Origin of the sequence: Erythrobacter sp. SG61-1L, from assembly GCF_001305965.1 — a bacterium.
In the GTDB taxonomy this organism is placed as follows: domain Bacteria; phylum Pseudomonadota; class Alphaproteobacteria; order Sphingomonadales; family Sphingomonadaceae; genus Andeanibacterium.
In genome coordinates this window covers 2,974,729-3,000,768 of record NZ_JXQC01000003.1, presented here as the reverse complement: position 1 = coordinate 3,000,768, position 26,040 = coordinate 2,974,729, and the positions used below count along the sequence as shown (strand labels likewise).

The following is a 26,040-nucleotide window of genomic DNA, read 5'->3' as shown; positions in this document are numbered from 1 at the left end:
TTCAGTCCTCGATGTCGAAGGACGGGATCGGCTTGACCACGCTGTAATATTCCTCTGCCGGTTCGTAATCGAGCGGATCGAAGGCGAAGTCCGGCGCGGGGACGGAAACGTCCGGCAGCCGGGCGAGCAGATTGTTGATCACCGTCAGCCTGCCGCGTTTCTGGTCGTTGAAATCGACCAGCGTCCAGGGCGCATATTCCTTGTGGCTGGCCTTCAGCATCGCCTCGCGCGCGACGGTATAGGCAATATACCGTTCCCGCGCCGCCATATCCACGGGCGAGAGCTTCCAGCGCTTGAGCGGATCGTCATAGCGTTCCGCCAGCCGCTGTTCCTGTTCGGCCTGATCGGTGGTGAGCCAGTATTTGAACAGCAGCAGACCATCGTCCACCAGCTGCTTCTCGAACACCGGCACCTGCGCGAGGAAGGTATCCACCTGCTCGTCGCTGGCATAGCCCATGACCTTCTCGACGCCCGCGCGGTTATACCAGCTGCGGTCGAACAGCACGATTTCCCCGGCACTGGGCAGATGTTCGATATAGCGCTGGAAATACCATTGCCCGGCCTCGCGCTCGCTCGGCTTGGCGAGGGCTACGGTGCGGCACTGGCGCGGATTGAGCGGGGCGGTGATGGCATTGATGACGCCGCTTTTGCCTGCCGCGTCGCGCCCTTCGAACAGCACCAGCACCCGCGCACCGGTGACCTTGGCCCATTGCGCCATGGAGATCAGGCCGATCTGCAGCGGCTCCAGCAGTTCTTCGTATTTCTTGCCCTTGAGCTTGCCCATGATCCGCGCGCTCCCCCCAGAGGCGGGTGTTGTAGCCCCGCCCCGACGCTCAGCGCAAGGCGAGCCAGGCGACGGCCGCCCCGCCCAGCAGGATGCGATACCATCCGAAGGGAGAGAAGCCGTGGCGGCTGACATAGGCAATGAAGGCCCGGATCACGATCAGCGCGACCACGAAGCTGACCACGAAGCCGATGGCGATTTCGCCCCAGCCCACCGTTGCCACGCCACTGGCGATTTCCTCATGCCCGCCGGCCAGTTCCAGCGTTGAGGCGCCGATCATGGTCGGCACGGCCAGGAAGAACGACAGTTCCGCCGCCGTCTTGCGGCCAATGCCCATGGCGAGTGCCCCCATGATCGTGGCGCCGGACCGGCTGACGCCGGGCACCATGGCCAGGCATTGCGCAAAGCCCACGCCCAGCGCCTGCTTCAGCGGCAGGGCCGCCACGCCCTGTTCCGGGCCGGGATGGGCGTTCTTTTCGATCGCAAGGATCGCAATGCCGCCAAGGATCAGTGCCCATGCAACCACCGACGGGCTGCCCAGCAGCACATCGATATAATCCTTCAGGAGCAGGCCGAGCACGGCAGACGGCAGGAAGGCGGCGAGGATATTGCGCACGAACAGCAGGCTGCCGCGCTCCATCCGCAACATGCCGATCCCGGCGCTCCAGAAAGTCGGCCAGTATTGCACCACCACCGCGAGGATGGCGCCGAGCTGGATCACGACATTGAACATCGCCCATTGGTGCGCGTCATAACCGAACAGCTCCGTGGCGAGGATCAGGTGCCCGGTAGAGGATACCGGCACGAATTCGGTCAGGCCCTCGACTATGCCGAGGAGGATCGCGGTAAGGGTAAGGTCCATAGGTTGGCGGTGATGGCGGCTGGCCGGGCCAAGTCAAGAGGACTGCGGCCAGCCACGCCATTCTTCACGCATTTTCATCGCCATCTGCCGTCGTCATCTGGCATCGCCATCAGCCCCAATCGTCATTGCGAGCGACCGCAGGTCGCGCGGCAATCCAGGGCCCAACGCGTGGTGCCCTGGATTGCTTCGGGCCAATTGGCCCTCGCAATGACGAACAGCCCGATTACCAGATATGCCCGATCACCAGATATGGACGCGTTCTTCCGGCGGCAGATACAGCTTGTCGCCCGGCTTCACGTCGAACGCCTTGTACCACGCATCCACATTGGGCAGCGGCCCGTTGACGCGGAACTCCGCCGGGGAGTGCGGATCGGTCAGCATCTGCTGGCGCAGCCGCTCGGGCCGGATCGAGGAACGCCACGCCTGCGCCCAGGACAGGAAGAAGCGCTGATCGCCGGTCAAGCCGTCGATCACCTTATCCTCCTTGCCGCCCAGCGCCATCTTGTAGGCGCGATAGGCAAGGCTGAGGCCCGAAAGATCGCCGATGTTCTCGCCCAGCGTCAGGCGGCCGTTCACACAGGTCTTGCCTTCGTCCAGCGGACAGAACTTGTCATACTGACCGGCCAGCTTGTCGCCCTTGGCGTCAAAGGCCTTTCGGTCCGCATCGGTCCACCAGTCTTCCAGACGGCCCTTGGCATCGTATTTCGAACCCTGATCGTCAAAGCCATGGCCCATTTCATGGCCGATCACCCCGCCGATGGCGCCATAGTTCACCGCCATGTCCGCGCTCGGCCCGAAGAAAGGCTGCTGCAGGATCGCGGCCGGGAACACGATTTCGTTGAAAGAGGGGTTGTAATAGGCGTTCACCGTCTGCGGCAGCATGAACCATTCGGCCCGGTCCGGCGGGGTGCCGAGGCGGGAGAGGTCCTTCTTCCACTGCCAATCGCCCGCGGCGATTTCGTTGCCCAGCGGATCGGTGGGGCTGATGGTCAGCCCTTCATAGGTCTCGAACTTGTCGGGATAGCCGATCTTGGGGAAGAAGCTGGCCAGCTTGGCCTCTGCCTGCACCTTGGTTTCGGCGCTCATCCAGCTGTTTTCTTCCAGGCTCTGGCCCAGCGCCTTGCGCAGATTGGCGACCAGTTCCTGCATCGATGCCTTGCTGTCCGCCGGGAAATACCGCGCGGCATAGGCCTTGCCCAGCACTTCGCCCAACTGGGCTTCCGTGGCTTCGATCGCGCGCTTCCAGCGCGGGCGCTGTTCCTGCGCGCCGTTGAGCACCTTGCCGTAGAAATCGAAATTGGCCTGATCGATCTCGCTGGGCAGCACATCGGCATGGGCGGAGAGGAAGCGCACGGCCATATAGGCCTTGAGCGTGGGCAGCGGAGTTTCGCCCAGCAGCTTCATCATCGCGGGCAGGCCGCCGCCGATTTCGGCAAGCTGATCGGTGGTCAGCCCCAGTTCCTCTGCCTTTTCCTTCGTCGGCGGAATCTGCGCGGCGAGGAAATAGTCGGCCTTGCCGAGGCCCGAGGCATCAAGCAGCGTCGCCAGCGGATAGCCGGGCGCCAGTGCTTCCAGCTCCGCGCGGCTCAGCTTGTGATAGGTCAGATCGCTGTTGCGCAGGGCGGTGCGTGCCCATTCGAGTTCGGCCACCTTGTGTTCGAAGGCATAGACCGCTTCGGCCGCCGGCTTCGGATCGGCATAGCCGGCCTTGCCGAGCATCCAGCCGAGGTAATCCTTGTACTTGGCCTGGATCTCGCGGTTCTTCTCGCTGTCCACCAGATACATGTCGCGATCGGGCAGGCCCATGCCTGAAAAGCCCATGGCGGGGATATAGGCGTCCGGATCCTTGTCATCGACAGTGATACCCGCGCCGACCAGCCCCGGAATGCCGGGCACGGCGAAGAGCTGGTTCAGTTCGGCCAGATCCTTCGCCTGGAAGATGCGAGTGAGATAGGGATAGGCCGGGGCGAGGCCCTTGGCGTCGATCGCCGCCGTATCGAGATAGGCATTATAGGCATCGACGATGCGCTGTTCGCCCGATCCGGGCTGCTGCTTCTTGGAAACCAGTTCGTCGATCAGCGTCTTCACGTCGCCCTTCGACTTTTCGTCGAGATAGTTGAAAGCGCCATAGCGGGTATATTCCGGCGGGATCGGATTATCGCGCACCCACTTGCCGTTGACGTAAGCGAAGAAATCGTCGCCCGGCTTCACCGCGGGGTCGAGCGTGGCCGGATCGAAACCCCATGTGCCGAAGCTCATTTCCGGGGCGGCGGCGCCTTCCGCGGCAGGGGCCGCGTCGAATTCATGCTCGAGCGTTTCGAGCGCGGGAGCATTGGCGGCCGGAGCAGCAAGGGCAGGGGCGGAAATTGCAAGCGCGGCGGCAGAGGCGCCGGCCAGGATCAGGGATCGGATCATCAATCAGCCTTCGATCAAGCGGGCCAGGCGCGGGGGCGCACCTGACTCCGTCAGGGGGACATGGGCAATGCCATAGCGATGTCGGACGGCGAAAGGCCGTCGTTAATCGGTTGCATTTGTTACTTGGTCGAAAAAGGCGACGGAATGCAAGCCCTGCCGGGGCCGAATGCGCGCCCTATTTCGCGGGGGCAAAAGCCACATCGTCGAACTGGAGCGAGGCAAGGCGTGCGTAGAGGCCGCCAGCCGCCGTCAGTTCGGAATGGGTGCCCTGTTCCACGATCCGGCCGCCATCCATCACCACGATCCGGTCCGCCGCGCGCACAGTGGCGAGGCGGTGGGCGATGACCAGCGTGGTGCGATGCTCCATCAGCCGCTCGAGCGCCTGCTGCACCAGCCGTTCGCTTTCCGCGTCGAGCGCGCTGGTCGCTTCGTCCAGCAGCAGGATCGGCGCATCGCGCAGCAGGGCGCGGGCAATCGCCACGCGCTGGCGCTGGCCGCCCGAAAGGCGCGCGCCGCCTTCGCCCAGATATGTGTCCAGGCCCTGCGGCAGAGCCGTGAGGAATTCCTCGGCATTGGCCGCACGGGCCGCTTCCCAGATCGCCTCGTCGCTGGCGTCCCACGCGCCGTAACGCAGATTGTCGCGCGCATTGGCGGCAAACAGAGTGCCTTCCTGCGGCACCAGCGCCATGCGGCGGCGCACTTCGGCTGGGTCCACGCTGGTCAGCGGCACACCGTCCAGCCGGATAGTGCCGGCCTGCGGATCGTAGAAACGCTCTGCCAGCTGGAACAGGCTGGATTTGCCCGCGCCGGACGGGCCGACAATCGCCACTGTCTCGCCCGGCTCGATGGTCAGGTCGAAATCCTGCACCGCCGCCACTTCGGGCCGTGTGGGATAGCGGAAGGTCACGCCCTGAAACGCAAGGCTGCCGCGCGGCGGAACCGGCAGTTCCAACGGGCGCGCGGGCGGGGCGATGGCGGGCTTTTCCTTGAGCAGTTCGTTGAGGCGGCTGGCCGCCCCGGCACCGCGCAGCAGATCGCCATAGACTTCGGTCAGCGAACCGAAGGCCCCTGCCACCAGCGCACCGGTGAGCACGAAGGCGGCGATAGTGCCGCCGCTAAGCGCGCCTTCGGCCACCTGCATTGCGCCGCGCCACATCAGGGCGGTGATCGATCCGAAGATGAACAGGATGATGATGGCGGTCATCAAGGAGCGCAGCAGGATCCGTCGGCGAGCCGTGTCGAACGTCAACTCCACGATCGCCGCGAAGCGCCCGGCCTCGCGGCCTTCCTGATTGAAGCCCTGCACGATCTTCATCGCGCCCAGCACTTCGGTGGTCATGGCGCCGACATCGGCCACCCGGTCCTGACTTTCGCGCGAAATCTTGCGCAGACGGCGGCCGAACCAGACGATGGGCAGGACCACTACCGGAACCACGATCACGAGCATTAAGGTGAGCTGCGGCGCAAGAAACAGTAAGACTACGATACCGCCGATCACGGTGATGAGATTGCGCAGGGCGACCGACACGGTGGTACCCACCACCAGTTCGATCTGGGACGTATCCGCCGTCATGCGCGAAGAGATTTCCTTGGGGCTGTTCTCTTCGAAGAAACCGGGCGACAGGCGCAACAGATTGGATTGAACCGCCTTGCGAATATCGGCGACCACCCGCTCGCCCAGCCAGCTGACGAAATAGAACCGGCAGCCTGTGCCGATGGCCAGCACAAATACGAGAAGGTACAAATAGCGGAACCAGCGCGCGATACCGGCCGGATCACCACCCTGGGCAAAGCCCTGATCGATCACTTGCCTGAAACCCATGGGGATCGCCAGAGTGGCCGCTGCCGTCACCGTCAGGGCCAGCAGCGAGAGTGCCACCTGCCCCGGATAGCGCATAGCCGCCTGCCAGATCATGCCCAGCGGGCCGAGCGACTTGGCGGGTTCTACATCGGGCCGGTTCTGCGGTGCGCGTGCCATGGCGCGCGCCTAGCCCAATCCGGCGGCGGAATGAAGCGAAGATCGGCGCCCGGATCGCAATGCCCCGCCTCGGCCCATCTCTGCTGCATTGCACAATGAAACGAAACGCGCCACTATGCTTGGCAAAGGGCCGCTCCCGCCCGTCCGGAGTCGGTCCAGCAAGGCCCCTGTGGGTCATGAAGGAGCGTCGCTTGCTTTACCACACATACGAGATCCAGCGCGCCATGCTCTCGGGCGCGAGCACCTGGGCCTCCGTCTGGGCCGAATTCCTTTCCAACCCCACGAATCCGCTCGGCTATGCCGGTGCCGCGCCAGTGATGGCCAGCGCATTGGAAGTCTTCGCCCATGCCTATGCCCCGCGCGGAAAGCCGGAATGGCATCTGGGCCATGCCTATGTCGATGGGCAGGACTGGCCGGTGAATGAGAGCGTGGTGCTGCACAAGCCCTTCTGCGACCTCAAGCATTTCCGCCGCGAAGGCCTGCCCGAAGATGCGCCCCGCCTGCTGGTGGTCGCGCCGATGAGCGGCCATTACGCCACCCTGCTGCGCGGCACGGTGGCCCGCATGATCGAGAACCAGGACGTCTATGTTACCGACTGGGCCGATGCGAAGATGGTGCCGATGCACAAGGGCCGTTTCGATCTGGACGATTACATCGACTATCTGATCGAATTCCTGACCTTCCTTGGCCCCAACACCCATGTGATGGCCGTGTGCCAGCCTTCGGTGCCCGCCTATGCCGCCACGGCAGTGATGGGCGCGGAAGACCATCCCTGCCGCCCGGCCAGCCTGACCATGATGGGCGGCCCGATCGACACGCGCGCATCGCCCACCAGCGTGAACGACGTGGCGACCGACCGGCCGCTGAGCTGGTTCCGCAATCATGTGATCGCCACCGTTCCGGTCGCCTATCCGGGCGCGGGACGGCAGGTCTATCCCGGTTTCCTGCAGCTTTCCGGCTTCATCGCGATGAACCTGGGCAGCCATTTGATGAGCCATTACCAGTACTTCAATCATCTGATCGAAGGCGATGGCGATGGGGCCTCCGCGCACAAGACCTTCTATGACGAATATCTCTCCGTCTGCGATCTGACGGCGGAATTCTATCTCCAGACGGTGGAGCATGTGTTCAAGGAACACTCCCTGCCGCGCGGCAAGTTCGTCCATCGCGGCAAGGCGATCGACCTTGGCGCAATCCGCGACACGGCGCTGCTGGCGATCGAGGGCGAGCGCGACGATATTTCCGGCATCGGCCAGACCAAGGCCGCGCTGGACCTTGCCCATAATCTGCCCGAGGCGAAGAAGCTCTATCACCTCGCCCCCGATGTCGGCCATTACGGCATCTTCAACGGCAGCAAATGGCGCGCGCGCATTGCTCCGGTGGTGGAAGAATGGATGCGGGCCAATCCGGGCGCAAAGGGAACGAAGCTGCACGCCGTGGCGTGACGGGGCAGGCCTCCCGGCGCCTTGGCAGGCCTGCATGGCCATCCGGCGAAAACCGGGATCGCTGATGGCTGGATCGATGCTCGCCGATGCCTTCACCGGCATGTTTTGATCCGATACGGACCTTCACTGGCGTGCCGACAATCCCGCAATTCCGGGCATCCTTGGCCTTGCGCGGCAGATGAACCGCGCCAATGCCCGGCCTGCCAGATGAATTCACCGCATCTATATTAGTAATAGAACCCCGTGATGTTATGTTTCCTGCGGGGAGCGAGTCGTATTACCAGCAAATATAACAATTTGCGCGACATCCTTAATTGCTGAGTAACCAAATTCCCCGCCGTGGTGTTGCGTTATAACACTGAGGAGAGGATGATGATTTCTGCACGCAAGCTTATTCTTGGCGCAGGCGCTGCCCTGACGTCGATGCTGCTGACATCGCCTGCCGGTGCTTATTACATTGTCTATTACGACTACATCTGGGGCGTGTCCGGCGCCGAGATGTATTGCGATGACGGCACGCTCTATTCCAGCGGCGGCCTGATCACCAACGTGGTCGCCTATGTCGAATATCACACTGGCGAGGCGCCCTGCTGAACCAGGTCCGGTTGCCCCGGCCCCCGTTTCGACGGGGGCCACCCCGGCGCGCAATCGAGTGTACACCGGCCCATCAGGTCGCCGCCCATCAATAGCCCGTATTCATCGTCGCCTTGACCATCTGGTCGATATGTTCGGCGACGGTCAGGCCCGGCTCCGGTTCACCCGCATCGTCTGCGCGGCAGGTCGGGGCAACGCCCATGCGATACCACGGCTCCAGCTCGAAGAAGGTCGCCACGGAATACCGGGCCGTATCCTGCGCGCCATTGCGCACGCGGTGCAGGTTGGCCTTGTAGATACCGCCGGTAAAGCGCTCCATCATCTGGCCGATATTGATCACGAAAGTACCCTCGATCGGGGTCGCCAGAATCCATTCGCCATCGGCATTGCACACTTCCAGCCCGGCCTTGCCGTCCTGCAGCAGGATAGTGATCGAGCCCCAATCCGTATGCGCCCCGGCGCCCAGCATATTGCCCGCCGCTTCCTCGGGCTGCGGGGGATAGCGCAGCAGGCGCACGCCGCATTGCGGCTCGCCCAGCCCATCGGCGAAATAATCATATTCCAGTTCCACCGAACGGGCGAGCAGGCCCATCAAATGCCGCCCCAGATCGATCGCCGCCGCCTGATAGGCGTTCATCTGTTCCTTGAAGCCGGGCAGGCCCTGTGGCCACATGTTTGGCCCCTGGCCGGGAACGCCGGACACCACCAGCGGGTGATCTTCCGGCAAGTCGCAGGCGATGGAATAGCTTTCCTTGTAATCGGCCGCGGAACCTTCATCCAGCACTTGCCCGCCCGTGCCCTGATAACCGCGCCAGTGGGGGGATTTGCTGGAATGGACATCCAGCTTCGTTTCTTCAGGAAGGGCGAAGAAGCTTTGCGCCGCCTCGATCTGGCCAGAGACCAGTTCCGGGTCGATCCCATGGCCGGAGACATAGAAGAAGCCGGTTTCCCGGCAGGCGCGATGGATCGCGGCTGCCACTTCGTCCTGCGCGGGGCCGGGCTGGAAGCTGCCGGAAAGGTCGATGACCGGAATGTGAGTCGCCGCGCGGGCGGGGGTATAGGGGATCATGCCGCAACCGCCGCAGCCAGACGCACGGCATTGCCTTCGGGATCCTTCACCACGGCGAGGAACTGGCCGAAAGTGGTTTCGAACCCCGGCTTCACCAGCTCACCGCCCGCCGCCACGGCCTTATCGACCGTGGGGCCGACATTATCCGGCGTGCCGACATCCAGCGTCAGGATATTGCGCAGGCCCGTGGGGTTGGCATCATCGGGAATATTGAGATTGGTATAGGCCGCCTGCCCGGCAAAGCCGATCTTGGCGCCGCCGGCCGAGACTTCGCGGTAGAATTCGGAGCGGGAGGATTCGATCTCCTCCAGGCCGATCGCCACATAGAAATCCGCCATGCGATTGACATCGCGGGTGAAAAACGTGGTGTAGGTCATGTGCATGGATGCGCTCCCTCGCTCGGCCTTCCGGCGAATAGGAAGCTACACATCGGCGCGGCGCGATCTTGACCGGCCACGCAAGTTCTGTTGCGGAAAGGTATGGGCGCCAGCGGAACCCGGCCCTTGCCCCGCCCGCACGGCGCATTTTCCTACATGCCCCAAAACCGCTAGGGGTGGCGCCGCTCTTTCCCGCCGCTCTTTCCCGCCGCTCTTTCCCATCGTCAGCATGGCCCGCACGCGAAATTGCCCGGCACACAAGTCCGTGCCCCCAGCGGCGCCTCTCTCGCGCAAGGTCACACGCCTTATGCGGGATTTTTGGAACACCCCTTTGAAAATGCTACTGAATCTCCGGGAAAGGTCACAGGGTTTCGGGGGCCGTTCTGCGTAAACTTCGGCCCCCAACTTCGGCCCCGACCATAACCCGGCCTCAGAATATCTCGAACAGGCCAGCCGCGCCCATGCCGCCGCCGACGCACATGGTCACCACGGCATATTTCGCGCCCCGGCGCTTGCCCTCGATCAAGGCGTGGCCAGTGCAGCGCGCGCCCGTCATGCCATAGGGGTGGCCGATGGAAATCGAGCCGCCATTGACGTTGAGCAACTCGTCAGGAATGCCCAGCCGGTCGCGGCAATAGAGAACCTGCACGGCGAAGGCCTCGTTCAGTTCCCACAGGCCGATGTCGTCCATCTTCAGCCCGTGGCGTTCCAGCAGCTTCGGCACGGCGAAGACAGGGCCGATGCCCATTTCATCCGGCTCGGTCCCGGCCACGGCCATGCCGACATAACGGCCAAGCGGCTGCAGCCCGCGCTTTTCCGCAAGCGAGGCTTCCATCACCACAACGGCACTGGAACCATCCGAAAGCTGGCTGGCATTGCCCGCGGTGATCACCCCGCCCGGCACCACCGGATTGAGGCTGGAGAGGCCTTCCAGCGTAGTCTCGGGCCGGTTGCCTTCATCCTTGGCGATGGTCACTTCATGCTTCGTGATTTCGCCCGTTTCCTTGTTCGCCACGGCCATGGTGGCGGTGACGGGAACGATCTCGTCATCGAACTTGCCTGCGGCCTGCGCGGCGGCGGTGCGCTGCTGCGATTGCAGGGCATAGGCATCCTGCGCCTCGCGGCTGATGCCATAGCGTTTGGCCACCACTTCGGCCGTCTGCAGCATGGGCATGTAAGTGGCGTTGTGCATGGCGATCAGTTCCATGTCGAAGGCCACGCGCAGTTCCTTGGTCTGCACCGTGCTGATCGATTCCTGCCCGCCGGCGGCCACGATATCCATCCCGTCCAGCACCACCTGCTTGGACGCGGTGGCAATGGCCATCAGGCCCGAGGCGCATTGCCGGTCCACGCTCATGCCCGGCACGGTGACCGGAAGCCCGGCGCGCAGGGCCACGAGGCGGGCGATATTGGGCGTCTGGCTGCCCTGCGGCAGGGCGCAGCCCCAGACGAGGTCTTCCACTTCGCCGCCTTCAACCCCGGCCCGCTCCACTGCGGCCTTCAGCGAATGGCTGCCGAGCGTCGGTCCCTGCGTGGCGTTGAAGGCGCCCTTATAGGCGCGGCCGATGGCGGTGCGGGCGGTGGAAACAATGACTGCGTCACGCATGGCGGAATCCTCTCTTGGCGCGGGTGCCCAACGGGCATTCTACAATTTCGTCATCGCGAAGGGCGAAGCCCTGTGGCGATCCATGGCACAATGCGATCCGCCCTGGATTGCCGCGCGGCCTGCGGCCGCTCGCAATGACTATACTTCCATCAGAAGAACAGCAGGCTGATCCATTCGGCGACATAGCCAGGCTTGCTTTCGCCCTCGATCTCCAGCGTGATCTCCACGGTCTGCTCCCACTGGCCGGGGCGCTTTTCCGCCATGCCGATCAGCTTGAAATGGGCACGCACCTGCTTGCCGGAGCGGACCGGCTGGAGGAAGCGCACGCGATTGCCGCCGTAGTTCAGCGCCATCTTCAGCCCTTCCGGCTTCTGGATGTCACTCTTCTCGGTCAGTACCGGGATCAGCGAAAGGGTCAGGAAGCCATGGGCGATAGTGCCGCCAAAGGGCGTCATCGCCGCCATTTGCGGGTTCACATGGATGAACTGGTGATCGCCGGTGGCATCGGCGAACTTGTCGATCATTTCCTGATCGACCAGCAGCCATTCCGAAGTGCCGATGGTTTCGCCAACCTTGGCTGCGAAGTCCTGCGGGGTCATGTCTCTGCCTCTCCAACAATCGCGGAATTGGCGGATTCATGGCCCATTGTGAGGCTCAGTGCAACGCGCCTGCCCCTGCCGCTACGGCATCGCCGCCCGCCGCCGGGACACTGCGCCGCCGCCCCGGCCCGATCCGCTTGCGCACCGGCGAATCGACCCGATTGAGATAGGCCCACAGCGCGCATTGCAGGCCGATCAGCATCAGGATGAAGGGCTGATAGGCAATGCCCACGAACAGCGAGCCGACCAGATAGACGATCTGCGCCTGCTGCAGTGCCGTGGCGAGCGGGGCTTTCCACGCATCCTCCGGCCGGGGATCGGTCTTTGCCCGCTGGATATAGCGCCGCCGCAGCCGCTCCATCTGCCACAGGCCCAGCGCATGCAGCCAGATCCACAGGATGAAGCCGGGCCAACCCTGTTCGCCCAGCATCTCGAAATAGCTGGAGTGATAGGCGCGGCCCTTGTCGGTCACATCCTGCGTCTCGGTCTGGGTAACGCCCCCGCCCATGTCGAGCGTGACCTTCGTCTTGTAGGTGAAGCTGTTGGACCGATAGGCATCGAAGCCGCCGCCCAGCGGGTGATGCTTCACATAGTCCAGCGTCCACATCCACACCGCCACGCGAGTGGAGGCGGATTCGTCGCCCTCATGCTTCTCGATCGTGCTCATGCGGTCGGTGAAGCTCTTGGGCAGGAAGGGCACCGCCATCAGCAGCGCCACGCCGCCCAGCGCCATGTAGAGAAACCGCCGCTTCACACTGCGCAGCATCAGCACCGCCAGCACGCCGATGCACAGCAGGCCGGTGCGCGCCTCCGTGCCGACAGGGATCAGCAGGGCGGCAAAGATCAGCCCGGCGGCAAACAGCTTCACCCGCCAGTCGGTGGGGTAGATCGTGCCATATTTCGCCAGCCACAGGATCAGCGGGATGATCGCGATGGCCACGCAGGAAATGATCGAGCTTTCATAAAGCCCGGTATTGTCGTTCACGAAGAAATAGAGCGCGCCATAACCGCCGCCGCCCAGCACCGTCTTGATCCCGCCCGAAATGATGATTGCCCCGACGGCGAGCACCATCACCAGCGCGGCAGCCTCGATCCGCAGCTTGGTGCGCAGTGTGAGCGGCAGGAAGATCGCGAAGACCATTGCCTTCCAGACCCAGCCCCATTTCTCCATCGCTTCCTTGGGGAAGTCGGCCATCAGCGTGGTCATGCCGCAATAGATCAGCAGCACGAGGATCAGGCCCTGGCGGAAGGTGAAGCGGCTGCCCTCCTTGCTGTCGGCCAGCAGCCAGCCGGCAAAGGCAGCCACGAAGGCGATCAGCGAGAAGGGCAGCAGCTGCATCAGCGTCCAGCCGATCTTCTGCGGCGCGACCACGTCGATATAGAGATAGGCCAGCACCCAGATGAACGGCTTGCGCAGGCCCAGCGCCAGCATGCCCATCACGAACAGGAACAGGATCGCGTCAAGCATCGGAAGCGTCCGCTTCCGGTTCGGCGGGCTTGCCCCGGCGCCACGACTTGCGGCGCGGCGCGTGGGGATCGGCCGCATCGTCATCCAGATCGGCGCGCGACAGCAATCGCCATGCGGCGAGCGCAATCAATCCATGCGTCAGGCCAATCGCGAAATAGTCGATCAAGCGGCGGTTCCCGAACAATACGAAGCCTGCCCCTAGCACCGCTCGGTTGACGCGATGTTAAGCCTGTCATGGCAAGGAAATCCGCGATGACCCGGATCCTGCACGTCCTCGACCATTCGCTGCCCATGCATAGCGGCTATACCTTCCGCACGCGCGCCATCCTCAAGGCGCAGCAAGCCGCTGGCCTCGAAGTTCGCGCGATCACGGGCCTGCGGCATGTGGCGCCGGGACCAGACGCCGAGATCGTGGATGGGCTGGCCTTCCATCGCACCACAGGCGTGGCGGAAGGGCCTTCCGGCCTGCGCGAATGGCGCGAGATCGGGGCGCTGGCCAAGTCGATAGAGGCCTTGTGCCAGGAATGGCGCCCCGACATCCTCCATGCCCATTCCCCGGCCCTGTGCGGGCTGGCGGCCAAGCGGGTGGGCAGGAAACTGGGCATTCCGCTGGTCTATGAAATACGCGCCTTCTGGGAAGACGCCGCCGTGGGCAACGGCACGGGACGCGAGAATTCGCTCAAATACCGCATGACGCGCAGCCTGGAAAACCGGGTGGTCGAAGGTGCGGGCCATGTGATCGCCATCTGCGAAGGATTGCGCGGCGATCTGATCGAACGCGGCGTGGAACCGGAAAAGATCTCCATCGTCCCCAACGGGGTGGACCTTGCCCTGTTCGGCCAACCCCTGCCGCGCGACGAGGCACTGGCGGCGCAACTGGGCATCACGGATGGCCCGGTGATCGGCTTCATCGGCAGCTTCTACGATTATGAAGGGCTGGACGATCTGGTTTCCGCCATGCCTGCCCTGATCGAACGGCATCCCGCCGCGCGGCTGCTGCTGGTGGGCGGCGGCCCGGTGGAAGCCCCGCTGAAGGCGCAGGTGGAAGCCAGCCCGGCGCGCGATGCGATCCTGTTCACCGGCCGGGTGCCGCATGGCGAGGTGGAACGCTATTATTCACTGTGCGACGTGATGGCCTATCCCCGCAAGAAGAGCCGCCTGACCGATCTGGTCACCCCGCTCAAGCCGCTGGAGGCCATGGCGCAGGGCAAGATCGTGGCTGCTTCCGACGTTGGCGGACACCGAGAGCTGATCGCCGACGGCACAACCGGCATCCTGTTCCCGCCCGACGATCCGGCAGGCTGCGCTGAAGCCCTCGCCGCCCTGATTTCGGCCCGCGAAAACTGGCCAGCCATGCGTAATGCAGGCCGCGCCAATGTGGAGCAGAACCACGACTGGGCGCACAACGTGCTTCGTTATTTGCCTGTTTACCAAGCCTTGTTAGCACCACCGGCAAAGGGCCGTTTTCACGCCGCAGCCTGACCCTCGCAAAAGCAGGGAAGCTGCGGCATCAGGTCCGTACAGACAGGGAATCGGTACATCGTGGCAGCGAATCAGCCAAAGCCTTCCATCAGCGCCCATCGCCTGTTTCCGGCGGTGGTTGCGCTATGGTTCGCCGCGCTTTTCGGGCTGGGCCTGATCGTGCTGCCCTCCACTGCGGTCGAACGGATCGTCAGTGCCAGCGGCATGGCCGCGATTATCCCTGCCGCCGCCCCGCCTCTGGGCTTCACGGCACACCTTCTGCTGGCGCTCGTCGCCGCCTGCGGCGGCGCTCTGGCTGGCTATTTCGCCGCGAAAATGCTGGCGCCGCGTCGTCCGCGCAGTGAACGCAAGGATCGCGCCCAGAAGGACCACATCAAGACGGTGCCCGTGCAACGCCGACGCATGGCGCCCGAAGCCGGCCGCCGTCCGCTCTCCGCGATGGAAGATCTCGGCCCGCCGATCATCGCCCCCACATCGATGCCTGACGATGTCGCGGAAGTCGAAGTGGAAGAAGGACCGGTGGCCGAAGATTACTGGCCCGAACCGGAGCCGGATCTGGCCTATGAAGTGCGCGCACTTCCCGCTGAGCTGGAAGTGCGCGCAGACGAATTCGAGCCCGAATACGAATATGCGGAATATGAGGTGACGGCTTTGCCCGATGCAGCGCCCGAGCCTCTGCCTGCTGTCGCGCCTCTGCCTGCCGTCGAGCCTGTGCCGGAAGCGCCCGGTGCGCCCATACCGGAAGCGGAGCCGGAGTTCGAACCGGAACCCGAACCGGCGCGCGGCAAGTTGCTGCATCAGGCCACCCCTGCCCGCGCCGTGCTGCCTTCCGATCCGGCGGCCAACCTGGAGCGCATGGGCACTGTCCAGCTTGCCGAACGACTGGCGCTTGCCATGCAGCGCCATCCCGGCCGGCCACAGGGCACCCCCCCCGCCTATTTCGAAGAATTGACCCGCCAGCTTGCCGAACCGGAGCCAACCTTCGGGCCAGCGCGCGAACCGGCGGATGCGCCTTCCAGTCTGGCCGCTGCTGCCGCTGCGGCACCCACGCCTTCTGCCCCGGCCCCTGAGCAGGCCATGGCTCAGCCCGAACAGACTGCAAAGGTCGAGCCGCTGGCTGCGGCGGAGCGCATCCTCGGTCGAGCATCCGTAACCTCGGCGCAGGAACCGGAAGACAGCCTGTCCGTCCCGCCGCTGCCCGCGCCGGAGCTTCAGGCCTTCGGCGAGGAAGAATACGACTATGAGGAAGAGGACTATTTCGTGCAGTCCCTTCCGCTGGCCGGACTGAGTCCTGCCGAAGGTCCGATCGAGGACGAACCGATCGAGAATGAGGAAAGCTGGGATTCCGGCGACCAGCCCGAACGATACAGTTCGCTGCTAGCCATGCGCCAGCCACTACGCGAACCTGCCCTGGGGAAGGAATGGGCGGGGGATGAAACCGCCGGTGCCGATGCGGAACCGGTCGCCACCGAACCGGCCATCCCGCAGCAGGCTGTCGAAATGCCTACTCCGCGTGGTGATGTGCGCCCGTTCGACGCTCCTGGCGAAGATTCGGTCTCGCGCGTCCATCCCGACCGCGCCGAAACCGAACGGGTGCTTCGTTCCGCCCTTGAATCGATCCAGCGGCTGCAAAACCGGCGAATGAGCGGCGCGGCCTGATTTCAGGCCTGCTGAAGCCCGCTTAACCATTGAATCATCGCGGTCCGGCCTGTTCCGCAGCGCGCTGCACTTGCGCCACGCAGGGCAAAATTCGTCCCCTTGCGTCCCCGCCATAGTTGCAAAAACAGTTTCCTGTCGCCATGGCAAAAACTCGCGACATTTTTGCTGCCCGGCGCGGCAGGGTGAGTCGTGCTTCATTGCCGGAAGCGCTGCCCCATGGCGGCGCCCATACGGCGCAAGACAGGAATGGGAATTTGATGGGTTATCCGCCGCCTCAAGGTTTCTACGATCCAGTGAACGAACATGACGCATGCGGTGTGGGCTTCATTGCTCACATTAAAGGCGCGAAATCGCACACTATCGTGAAACAGGCGCTCGAGATTCTGGAGAATCTCGACCATCGCGGCGCAGTGGGTGCAGACCCGCTGCTGGGCGACGGCGCGGGCCTGCTGATTCAGATTCCCGATCCGCTGCTGCGCAAATGGGCCGCCGCCGAAGGCAAGACCCTGCCTGCCCCCGGCGATTACGCTGTGGCCATGTGCTTCCTTCCGCAGAGCGAGAAGGCGCGCAATTTCGTGGTCGAGCAGTTCGAGAAGTTCATCGCCAAGGAAGGCCAGGAACTGGTCGGCTGGCGCGATGTGCCCACTGATACGGCAGGCCTTGGCGTTGCCGTGCTCGAATCCATGCCGATGATCCGCCAGTGCATCATCGGACGCGGCGCCAACACGCCGGATCAGGACGCGTTCGAACGCAAGCTGATCACCATCCGCAAGCAGTTGCAGAACCCGCTGGCCGAACTGGCCGAAAAGCACGAAATGCCCGAGATCGCTCAGCTCTACATGCCGAGCTTCTCCAGCCGCACCATCGTCTACAAGGGCCTGCTGCTGGCGAACCAGGTGGGCAGCTTCTACAAGGATCTGCAGGATGCCGATTGCGTTTCCGCACTCGGCCTCGTCCACCAGCGCTTCTCCACCAACACCTTCCCCAGCTGGAAGCTGGCGCAGCCGTTCCGCCTGATCGCGCATAATGGCGAGATCAACACGGTTCGCGGCAATGTGAACTGGATGAATGCGCGCCGCCGCACCATGGAATCGGACCTGCTCGGCCCCGATCTCGACAAGCTGTGGCCGATCATCCCGCACGGCCAGTCCGACACGGCCTGCCTCGACAACGCGCTCGAGCTGCTGCTGGCGGGTGGCTATTCGCTGGCCCATGCCATGATGATGCTGGTGCCGGAAGCCTGGGCCAAGAACCCGGAAATGGACCCGGCCCGCCGCGCCTTCTACGAATATCACGCCGCGCTGATGGAACCCTGGGACGGCCCGGCCGCCGTGGCCTTCACCGATGGCCGCCAGATCGCCGGCACGCTGGACCGCAACGGCCTGCGCCCCGCACGCTGGTGCGAAACGAAGGACGATCTGGTCTGCATGGCTTCCGAAAGCGGCGTGCTGCCGTTCAAGGAAGAGGACATCGTGCGCAAGTGGCGTCTTCAGCCCGGCCGCATGCTGCTGATCGACCTCGAACAGGGTCGCATCATCGAAGACGAGGAAGTGAAAGCCGAACTCGCCAACGCCCAGCCCTATGACAAGTGGCTGGCGCAGGCGCAGTACAAGCTGGAAGACCTTGACGCGGTCGACCCGGAACTGGGCGGCCAGGTTGCCGAACAGGGCTCCCTGCTGCAGCGCCAGCAGGCCTTCGGCTACACGCAGGAAGACGTGGCCAAGTTCCTTGAACCGATGGCCGTCGATGGCGACGATCCGATCGGTTCGATGGGCACGGACACGCCGATTGCCGTGCTCTCCAGCCGCTCGCGCCTGCTGTACGATTACTTCAAGCAGAACTTCGCGCAGGTGACCAACCCGCCGATCGACCCGATCCGTGAAGAGCTGGTGATGAGCCTGCTCTCTATGATCGGTCCGCGCCCCAATCTGCTGGGCCGCGAAGCGGGCACGCACAAGCGCCTTGAAGTGTCGCAGCCGATCCTCACGAACGAGGATGTGGCCAAGATCCGCTCGGTCGAACAGGCGCTGGACGGCGCCTTCCGCACCGCCACGATCGACATGACCTGGGATGCCACTGCCGGTGCCGACGGCATCGAACAGGCGATCAAGGAAATGTGCTGGGCCGCCACCGAAGCGGTGCTGGCCGACAAGAACATCCTGATCCTGTCCGACCGGGCGCAGAGCGAAGATCGCATTCCGATCCCGGCCCTGCTGGCAACGGCCGCCGTGCATCATCACCTCGTCCGCCAGGGCCTGCGGATGCAGACCGGCCTCGTGGTGGAAACCGGCGAAGCGCGTGAAGTGCACCACTTCTGCGTGCTGGCAGGCTACGGCGCGGAAGGCATCAACCCCTATCTCGCCTTCGAAACGCTGGAACAGATCCGCCGTGAGAAGCACCCTGGCCTGACCCCGGCCGAGGTGAAGAAGAACTACATCAAGGCCGTGGGCAAGGGCATCCTGAAGGTCATGTCCAAGATGGGCATCTCGACCTATCAGTCCTATTGCGGCGCGCAGATTTTCGACGCGGTTGGCCTCAACCAGTCGTTCATCGACGCCTATTTCACCGGCACGGCCACCACCATCGAAGGCATCGGCGTTCAGCAGGTTGCCGAAGAAGCAGTGCGCCGCCACGCCACTGCCTATGGCCACAACCCGATCTACAAGCACATGCTGGACGTGGGCGGGATGTATCAGGCCCGTATCCGCGGCGAAGAGCACGCCTGGACGGCGTCGAACATCGCCAATCTGCAGCATGCAGTGCGCGGCAACAGCGCCAAGAATTACGAGGAATTCGCCAAGTCGATCAACGAGCAGTCCGAACGGCTGCTGACGATCCGCGGCCTGATGGAGCTGAAGAAGGCCGACAAGCCGATCGACATCTCCGAAGTCGAACCGGCGAAGGACATCGTGAAGCGCTTCGCCACCGGCGCGATGAGCTACGGCTCGATCAGCTGGGAAGCGCACACCACGCTGGCGATGGCCATGAACCGGATCGGCGGCAAGTCGAACACCGGCGAAGGCGGCGAAGACCCCAAGCGCTTCACTCCGCTGGACAATGGCGACACGATGCGCAGCGCGATCAAGCAGGTTGCATCGGGCCGCTTCGGCGTGACGACGGAATATCTCGTCAATTCCGACGACATCCAGATCAAGATGGCGCAGGGCGCGAAGCCCGGCGAAGGCGGCCAGCTGCCCGGCCACAAGGTGGACAAGACCATCGGCAAGACCCGGCACTCCACGCCGGGCGTCGGCCTGATCTCGCCGCCGCCGCACCACGACATCTACTCGATCGAGGATCTGGCCCAGCTGATCCACGACCTGAAGAACGTGCAGCCGGCCTCGCGCATTTCGGTGAAGCTCGTTTCCGAAGTAGGCGTGGGCACCGTGGCTGCGGGCGTTTCCAAGGCGCGTGCGGATCACGTCACGATCTCCGGCTACGAAGGTGGTACCGGCGCTTCGCCGCTGACCAGCCTCACCCATGCCGGTTCGCCGTGGGAAATCGGCCTTGCCGAAACCCAGCAGACCCTGCTGCTGAACGATCTGCGCAGCCGCATCGTCGTTCAGGTCGACGGTGGTCTGCGTACCGGCCGCGACGTTGCCATCGGCGCGCTGCTGGGTGCGGAAGAGTTCGGCTTTGCCACCGCTCCGCTGATCGCGGCGGGCTGCATCATGATGCGCAAGTGCCACCTCAACACCTGCCCGGTTGGCGTCGCCACCCAGGATCCGGTGCTGCGGGCGCGCTTCGTCGGCCAGCCCGAACATGTGATCAATTACTTCTTCTTCGTGGCCGAAGAACTGCGCCAGATCATGGCCGAGATGGGCTTCCGCACCGTCGAGGAAATGGTTGGCCGGGTCGACCGGCTCGACATGAAGAAGGCCATCAACCACTGGAAGGCGCAGGGCGTCGACCTGTCGAAGCTGCTTTACCAGGTGCCGCTGGCCGAAGGTAAGTCGCTCCACCACTCGATGAATCAGGATCACGGGCTCGAAAAGGCGCTCGACAACGATCTGATCGCAGCCTGCAAGCCTGCCATCGAAAAGGGCGAACCGGTTGTGATCGACCGCAAGGTCGTGAACGTGAACCGCACCGTCGGCGCCATGCTGTCCGGCCGGATTGCCGAGAAGTACGGCCATGCCGGCCTGAAGCCCGACACTGTGCGGATCAACTTCACCGGCGTTGCGGGGCAGAGCTTCGCGGCATGGCTGGCCCATGGCGTGACCCTGGACCTCGTCGGCGATGCCAACGACTATGTCGGCAAGGGCCTGTCCGGCGGCCGCGTGATCGTGCGCCAGCCTGCCTCCGTGAACCGCGAGCCGACCGAGAACATCATCGTCGGCAACACGGTGCTGTACGGTGCCATCGCGGGCGAAGCCTATTTCAACGGCGTTGCCGGCGAACGCTTCGCAGTGCGTAATTCGGGCGCCGTCGCGGTGGTCGAAGGCACTGGCGATCATGGCTGCGAATACATGACCGGCGGCGTGGTGACGGTGCTGGGCAAGACCGGCCGCAACTTCGCGGCGGGCATGTCCGGCGGTATCGCCTATGTCTATGACGAGGACGGCAGCTTCGCCCAGCGTTGCAACCCGGCCCAGGTTGATCTGGAAAGCATCGCCCCGGGCATCGAGGAAGACGATTACGCCGGCCGTCCGCAGCAGCGCCCCGTCAGCATCGAGGATTTCGGCATGGGCGACATGCTGCACCACGATGCGGAACGGCTGAAGATTCTGGTGGAACGCCACAAGCTGCACACCGGATCGGCACGCGCTGCCGCTCTGCTCGCCGATTGGGACAATGCGCTCACGAAGTTCGTGAAGGTGATGCCGCGCGATTATCGCCGCGCGCTTCAGCAGATCGAGGCCGAGCGCGAAGAAGCCGCCTCCGTGGCAGCCGAATAAGGGTTACAGAACATGGGCAAGGAAACCGGCTTTCTGGAAGTCGACCGCCAGGATCGCACCTATGACGATCCCAAGGAACGGGTGAAGCACTATAAGGAATTCGTGATTCCGCATGCGGAACCGGCCCTGCAGGAGCAGGCCAGCCGCTGCATGAATTGCGGTATTCCCTATTGTCACAACGGCTGCCCGGTGAACAACATCATCCCGGACTGGAACCATCTGGTCTATGAAGGGAACTGGGAAGGCGCGCTGGAGACTCTGCACTCCACCAACAACTTCCCCGAATTCACCGGCCGCGTCTGCCCCGCCCCGTGCGAGGCAAGCTGCACGCTGAACCTCATCGACCAGCCGGTGACGATCAAGTCGATCGAATGCGCCATTGTCGATCGCGGGTGGAAGGAAGGCTGGATTCAGCCGCAGGTGCCCGAAAAGCGCACCGGCAAGACCGTGGCCGTGATCGGCTCCGGCCCGGCAGGCATGGCCTGCGCCCAGCAGCTTGCGCGGGCAGGCCATTCGGTGACCCTGTTCGAAAAGAACGACCGGATGGGCGGGTTGCTGCGTTACGGCATCCCCGACTTCAAAATGGAAAAGCACCTCATCAACCGGCGTCTGGTCCAGATGCAGGCCGAAGGGGTGACCTTCAAGACTTCCACAGAAGTGGGCGTGGACGTTTCGTTCAAGAGCCTGAAGGAAAACTTCGACGCCATCGTGCTGTCGGGCGGCGCGGAAGATGCGCGCATGCTCAACATCCCCGGCTTCGAAATGTCCGGCGTGCGTCTGGCGATGGAATTCCTGACCCAGCAGAACAAGCGCGTTGCCGGTGACGAGGAAATCCGCGCCGCACCGCGTGGCAGCCTGCTGGCAACCGGCAAGCATGTCGTCGTGATCGGCGGCGGCGATACCGGCAGCGACTGCGTCGGCACCTCCAACCGCCAGGGCGCGGCTTCGGTCACCCAGATCGAAATCATGCCGGAACCGCCGGTGAAGGAAAACAAGCTGCTGACCTGGCCGGATTGGCCGATGAAGCTGCGCACCTCCACCAGCCATGAAGAAGGCGTGGACCGTGACTGGGCCGTGCTGACCAAGGAAGTGGTGGGCGAAAACGGCGTCGTCACCGGCCTGAAGTGCGTCCGCGCCGACTGGTCGGAAGGCAAGCTGACGGAAGTGCCGGGCAGCGAGTTCGTCCTCAAGGCGGACCTCATCCTGCTCGCCATGGGCTTCCTTGGCCCCAAGAAGGCCGGGCTGCTCGATCAGGCAGGCGTCAAGCTGACCGAACGCGGCAATGTCGAGGCCGATACGGAAAGCTATCGCACCAGCGAAGACATGGTCTTCTCCTGCGGCGACATGCGCCGTGGGCAGAGCCTTGTCGTCTGGGCGATCCGCGAAGGCCGCCAGTGCGCCCGCGCGGTGGATGAAGCCCTGATGGGCGTCACCGAGCTGCCGCGCTGATCCGGCGGCGATAGGGGGCCGGCACGATGCCCACCATCGCCACCATCACCATGAACCCGACGCTCGACGTCTCCTATGACGTCGAGCGCCTGGAACCCACGCGCAAACTGCGCAGTCATGACGAGCATTACGATCCGGGCGGCGGCGGCATCAATGTCGCCCGCGTCTTCGTGCGGCTGGGCGGCAATGCTGTGTGCCATTACCTGTCCGGCGGAGCGACCGGGGTCGCGCTGGACGGCTTGCTGGACCTGCACCAGCTCGTTCGCCGACCGGTGCGCATCGCAGGCGCCACGCGCGTTGCCTGCACGGTGCACGAGATGGAGAGCGGCAAGGAGTTCCGCTTCGTGCCCGAAGGCCCCGAAGTGGCCGAGGCCGAATGGCGCGCATGCCTCGATCAACTGGCCACGGTGCCCTGCGACTATCTGGTCGCCAGCGGATCGCTGCCGCGCGGCGTGCCGGTGGATTTCTTCGCCATGGCGGCCGAAATCTCGCGGGATCGTGGCTATAAATTCGTGCTCGACAGTTCAGGCGAAGCGCTGAGCGCCGGCCTTTCCGGCGCGCCGGTCTATCTGGTCAAACCCAATGAGGACGAGCTGAATCAGCTTGCCGGCCGCCCGCTCGATACGCCGGAGGATTACATGGCCGCAGCCATGACGATTATCGAGCGAGGCGCCGCCGAGATCGTCGCGGTGACGCTGGGCGAGCGGGGCGGCCTTCTGGCCACCCGAGATGGTGCGCAAGTCCTGCCTGCGATCAAGGTCGATGCGAAGAGCGCGGTGGGCGCGGGCGACAGTTTTCTGGCCGCCATGGTCTATGCCCTCGCCAATGGGCGCGACCCGGTGCAGGCCTTCCGCTATGGCATGGCGGCAGGCAGTGCAGCGGTACTCACGCCGGGTACCGATCTGTGCCGCGTTACAGATATAGAGCGGCTCTATGCCGCCAAGACCCGGTAAACCGGGCATGAGAGAGGACAGTCCATGGAAGTCAGACCCCTTCATCCGGTGTTCGCGGCCGAATTGATCGGCGCCGATCTGACCAATGCGCCCGACAGTGCGCTGGTCGATCTGGTGGAGCAGGCCATGGCGCAATATGGCGTGCTGGCGATCCGCGGCGCGGAAATCACGGACGAACAGCAGAAGGCCTTCAGCCGCGCCTTCGGCCCGCTCGAAATCCCCAGCCGTGCCAAGGATGCCGCACCGCGCCCGCAGGGCCGCCGGGTGATTACGCCCGGCATCTTCTATGCCGGCAATCTCGACCACAATGGCGAGATCATTCCCTATGGCGACGATGCGGCGAAGCTGGCCAAGGGCGCGGAACGCTTCCACACGGACAGTTCCTTCCACCTCATGCCCACCAAATGGTCGCTGCTGCATGGCGTCGAAACCCCGCCGCCCAGTGCCGGGGGCGACACATGGTTCACCGATGCCCGCGCCGCCTATGACGATCTGCCGCAGGCGATGAAGGACCGGATCGAAGGCCTGATCGGCGTGCACGATTTCTGGGAAGGCCGCCGCCGCGCGGGGCTGCAGGGCGAAATCACACCCCAGGAAAAGCGGATCATCCCCTTCCCCGAAGTGGAGCACCCGCTGGTCCGCAGCGTGAATGGTTCGGGGCCCAATGGCCGCAAATGCCTCTACGTCGGCGGGCACTGCATCGGCATAAAGGGCTGGGGCGAAGCGGAAGGCCGCGAACTGGTGGAAGAACTTTACGCTCACGCCACACAGGAAAAATACATCTACCGCCACCAGTGGAAACGCTGGGATCTGGTGATCTGGGACAATCGCTGCACCATGCACGCGGCGACCCCGCTGCTGAGCGATGCCTATCGCCGCGACATGCGCCGCACGACGATCAACGAAAGCGGCCCGGAAACCTCGGCACTGGAATGGATGATCCGACAGGGGCTGATCGCCGCCTGAAGGCAGCTCAGACCAGCGCCTTCAGCGCCTCGAACACTTCACCGTCGATCGCCTGGCCGACTTCCGCCTGCATCACTTCCAGCGCTTCCGCCCGGCTCATGGCCGGGCGCTGGGGGCGAGGTGAGGTGAGCGCATCGTAAATGTCGCAGACGGTAATGATGCGCGTCTCGCGCGCGATGGCGGCATCTTCCAGTCCGAGCGGATAGCCGGTGCCGTCCAGCCGTTCGTGATGAGCCGCCGCCAATGCAGCCATGTCCGAAAAGGCAGTGATGCGGCCGAGGATCGCCTTGGTTTGCGCCGCATGGCCGCGCATGGCGCGCCATTCGGCCTCATCCAGCCCACCCGGCTTGTCCAGAATCGCATTGGGCACGCCGAGCTTGCCAATATCATGCAGGGCCGCCGCGCGGCGCAACGGGCGACGGCGGGCCGAGATCACGCCCAACCGCTGGGCTAGCCGGTCGGCCAGATCTGCCACTCGCACCGAATGGCCCGCCGTATAGGGACTTTTCGCATCGATCACCTGGCCGAACACGCCCGCGATCCGGTCCAGCCCGTCTTCATCCAGTTCTTCGCCCGCCGCTTCCGGCGCCAGCGCCAGCAGCTTGCTCACCAACCATGGAGAACCGAGATCGACCCAGCTTTCGGCCCGTTCGGCAATTGTCTGAAAGGTTGCGGCCAGATGCGGATCGAGCCAGTTCCCCGCCCGCGCTGCCACTTCGTCCATCGCCGCTTCCGGCCCGCCATGGATGTAGAACACATCCGCGAGCTGGGCGATCTGGGCGATGCGGGCATTGAGCGGGATGGCTTCGCCGGAAAGGTGGCTGGGGCGGCCCGAACCGTCCCAATGCTCATCCAGATGGTAGATGCCGCTGCAAATGGCGGGAGAGAAGCCCAGCTGCGCGGCAAGGCTGGCACCGCGCCCGGCGCGAGCCAGTGCCATTTCCTGCGCGAAGCTGTCCCCATGGCGCAGAACACTGGCAATCACCCCGACACGGCGGGAAAAGGGCGCGCCTTCCGCGCTCTTGCGTAGCACGAACCCCAGATTGGCGGAGAGGCCAGCAGGCAATGTCTTGGCGTCCTGTTTGAAGCGCAGATCGTCTGCCCGGTAATGTTCCCATATCCGCGCGGCATTGCTGGAGCAGCCCAGATCCTTGAGCAGCAGGGTGAAGAATAGATCGCCCATCTGCCCGGCATCGAGGCCGATTTCGTGGCCCAGAAGGCAGCCGAAGTAGCAGGCACGAGTGCTGTGCCCTTCCGGCTGCCCCTCAGCCAGATCCAGCGCATGGGCGAAAGCACGGATCACCTCCGCAAGCGAGACGCCTGCATGGGCCGGCCGGCGTCGAAGGAGATCTTCGTGCAGCATGGTCCGGCAAACTATGCCGCCGAGCCTTATCGCCTCACGGACGAGCGTGGTTAAGGCCGGGTTGCGCCGGCCC

Annotated in this window: 20 protein-coding genes; 9 read left to right on the top strand and 11 right to left on the bottom strand. The window is 64.1% G+C overall.

The window, feature by feature from the left end:
• Position 1: 1 nt before the first annotated feature.
• The 4 genes from ppk2 to SZ64_RS14675 form a co-directional block, all read right to left on the bottom strand.
• The gene (gene ppk2 / locus SZ64_RS14690; protein WP_054531512.1) at positions 2 to 784 is read right to left on the bottom strand and encodes a polyphosphate kinase 2; all 783 of its coding nucleotides are present in this window, start codon (positions 782 to 784) and stop codon (positions 2 to 4) included.
• Positions 785 to 833: 49 nt separating this feature from the next.
• Positions 834 to 1,646 (bottom strand): undecaprenyl-diphosphate phosphatase, encoded by an 813-nt coding sequence (locus SZ64_RS14685; protein ID WP_054531511.1) that lies wholly within the window; start codon positions 1,644 to 1,646, stop codon positions 834 to 836.
• A 240-nt stretch (positions 1,647 to 1,886) separates the two neighbouring features.
• Positions 1,887 to 4,061: a M13 family metallopeptidase gene (locus tag SZ64_RS14680; RefSeq protein ID WP_054531510.1), complete on the bottom strand. Its 2,175-nt coding sequence runs from the start codon at positions 4,059 to 4,061 to the stop codon at positions 1,887 to 1,889.
• A 175-nt stretch (positions 4,062 to 4,236) separates the two neighbouring features.
• Entirely contained in the window at positions 4,237 to 6,039 is a 1,803-nt protein-coding gene (locus SZ64_RS14675) for an ABC transporter transmembrane domain-containing protein (RefSeq protein ID WP_054531509.1), read from the bottom strand.
• Positions 6,040 to 6,230: 191 nt separating this feature from the next.
• On the opposite strand from SZ64_RS14675, the gene phaZ reads away from it, so the two are divergent.
• Together phaZ and SZ64_RS14665 are read left to right on the top strand one after the other, a co-directional pair.
• Positions 6,231 to 7,484, top strand: coding sequence for a polyhydroxyalkanoate depolymerase (gene phaZ, locus SZ64_RS14670; RefSeq protein WP_054532287.1), 1,254 nt, complete (start codon positions 6,231 to 6,233; stop codon positions 7,482 to 7,484).
• Positions 7,485 to 7,853: 369 nt separating this feature from the next.
• Positions 7,854 to 8,078 carry a hypothetical protein gene (locus SZ64_RS14665; RefSeq protein WP_054531508.1) on the top strand — a complete coding sequence of 75 codons (225 nt, stop codon included), beginning with the start codon at positions 7,854 to 7,856 and terminating at the stop codon, positions 8,076 to 8,078.
• Between the two features lie 88 nt (positions 8,079 to 8,166).
• Here the strand turns inward: SZ64_RS14665 and SZ64_RS14660 are convergent, their stop codons facing one another.
• The 3 genes from SZ64_RS14660 to SZ64_RS14650 form a co-directional block, all read right to left on the bottom strand.
• Positions 8,167 to 9,147 (bottom strand): 2-oxoglutarate and iron-dependent oxygenase domain-containing protein, encoded by a 981-nt coding sequence (locus SZ64_RS14660; RefSeq protein WP_054531507.1) that lies wholly within the window; start codon positions 9,145 to 9,147, stop codon positions 8,167 to 8,169.
• Entirely contained in the window at positions 9,144 to 9,530 is a 387-nt protein-coding gene (locus tag SZ64_RS14655) for a VOC family protein (protein WP_156313651.1), read from the bottom strand. The genes SZ64_RS14660 and SZ64_RS14655 overlap by 4 nt, the downstream gene beginning before the upstream one ends.
• A gap of 424 nt (positions 9,531 to 9,954) precedes the next feature.
• Complete coding sequence (locus SZ64_RS14650) at positions 9,955 to 11,130, bottom strand: acetyl-CoA C-acyltransferase (protein WP_054531505.1); 1,176 nt, start codon at positions 11,128 to 11,130, stop codon at positions 9,955 to 9,957.
• On the opposite strand from SZ64_RS14650, the gene SZ64_RS18885 reads away from it, so the two are divergent.
• Positions 11,129 to 11,299 carry a hypothetical protein gene (locus SZ64_RS18885; RefSeq protein WP_206742913.1) on the top strand — a complete coding sequence of 57 codons (171 nt, stop codon included), beginning with the start codon at positions 11,129 to 11,131 and terminating at the stop codon, positions 11,297 to 11,299. The genes SZ64_RS14650 and SZ64_RS18885 overlap by 2 nt on opposite strands.
• Here the strand turns inward: SZ64_RS18885 and SZ64_RS14645 are convergent.
• From SZ64_RS14645 to SZ64_RS18830, 3 genes are read right to left on the bottom strand one after another with little or no spacing between them, the layout of a single operon-like run.
• Positions 11,280 to 11,729 (bottom strand): MaoC family dehydratase, encoded by a 450-nt coding sequence (locus tag SZ64_RS14645; RefSeq protein ID WP_054531504.1) that lies wholly within the window; start codon positions 11,727 to 11,729, stop codon positions 11,280 to 11,282. The two genes, SZ64_RS18885 and SZ64_RS14645, sit on opposite strands and share 20 nt — an antisense overlap.
• Before the next feature lie 55 nt (positions 11,730 to 11,784).
• Positions 11,785 to 13,197: a DUF5935 domain-containing protein gene (locus SZ64_RS14640; RefSeq protein WP_054531503.1), complete on the bottom strand. Its 1,413-nt coding sequence runs from the start codon at positions 13,195 to 13,197 to the stop codon at positions 11,785 to 11,787.
• On the bottom strand, positions 13,190 to 13,363 hold the full coding sequence (locus tag SZ64_RS18830; protein WP_193391530.1) for a hypothetical protein: 174 nt from the start codon (positions 13,361 to 13,363) through the stop codon (positions 13,190 to 13,192). Before SZ64_RS18830 ends, SZ64_RS14640 begins: the two co-directional genes overlap by 8 nt.
• A gap of 86 nt (positions 13,364 to 13,449) precedes the next feature.
• On the opposite strand from SZ64_RS18830, the gene SZ64_RS14630 reads away from it, so the two are divergent.
• The 6 genes from SZ64_RS14630 to SZ64_RS14605 all read left to right on the top strand — a co-directional run bounded on the left by SZ64_RS14630 (position 13,450) and on the right by SZ64_RS14605 (position 24,604).
• Positions 13,450 to 14,679 carry a TIGR04063 family PEP-CTERM/XrtA system glycosyltransferase gene (locus SZ64_RS14630; protein WP_054531501.1) on the top strand — a complete coding sequence of 410 codons (1,230 nt, stop codon included), beginning with the start codon at positions 13,450 to 13,452 and terminating at the stop codon, positions 14,677 to 14,679.
• A gap of 60 nt (positions 14,680 to 14,739) precedes the next feature.
• Positions 14,740 to 16,338, top strand: coding sequence for a hypothetical protein (locus tag SZ64_RS14625; RefSeq protein ID WP_054531500.1), 1,599 nt, complete (start codon positions 14,740 to 14,742; stop codon positions 16,336 to 16,338).
• 257 nt (positions 16,339 to 16,595) lie between these two features.
• Positions 16,596 to 21,236 (top strand): glutamate synthase large subunit, encoded by a 4,641-nt coding sequence (gene gltB, locus SZ64_RS14620; protein ID WP_054531499.1) that lies wholly within the window; start codon positions 16,596 to 16,598, stop codon positions 21,234 to 21,236.
• 12 nt (positions 21,237 to 21,248) lie between these two features.
• The gene (locus tag SZ64_RS14615) at positions 21,249 to 22,685 is read left to right on the top strand and encodes a glutamate synthase subunit beta (protein WP_054531498.1); all 1,437 of its coding nucleotides are present in this window, start codon (positions 21,249 to 21,251) and stop codon (positions 22,683 to 22,685) included.
• Between the two features lie 26 nt (positions 22,686 to 22,711).
• On the top strand, positions 22,712 to 23,638 hold the full coding sequence (locus SZ64_RS14610) for a 1-phosphofructokinase family hexose kinase (RefSeq protein ID WP_054531497.1): 927 nt from the start codon (positions 22,712 to 22,714) through the stop codon (positions 23,636 to 23,638).
• 24 nt (positions 23,639 to 23,662) lie between these two features.
• Positions 23,663 to 24,604, top strand: a complete 942-nt coding sequence (locus SZ64_RS14605) for a TauD/TfdA family dioxygenase (RefSeq protein WP_054531496.1) — start codon at positions 23,663 to 23,665, stop codon at positions 24,602 to 24,604.
• Between the two features lie 7 nt (positions 24,605 to 24,611).
• Here the strand turns inward: SZ64_RS14605 and SZ64_RS14600 are convergent, their stop codons facing one another.
• Complete coding sequence (locus SZ64_RS14600; protein WP_054531495.1) at positions 24,612 to 25,967, bottom strand: HD domain-containing phosphohydrolase; 1,356 nt, start codon at positions 25,965 to 25,967, stop codon at positions 24,612 to 24,614.
• Positions 25,968 to 26,040 lie beyond the last annotated feature (73 nt).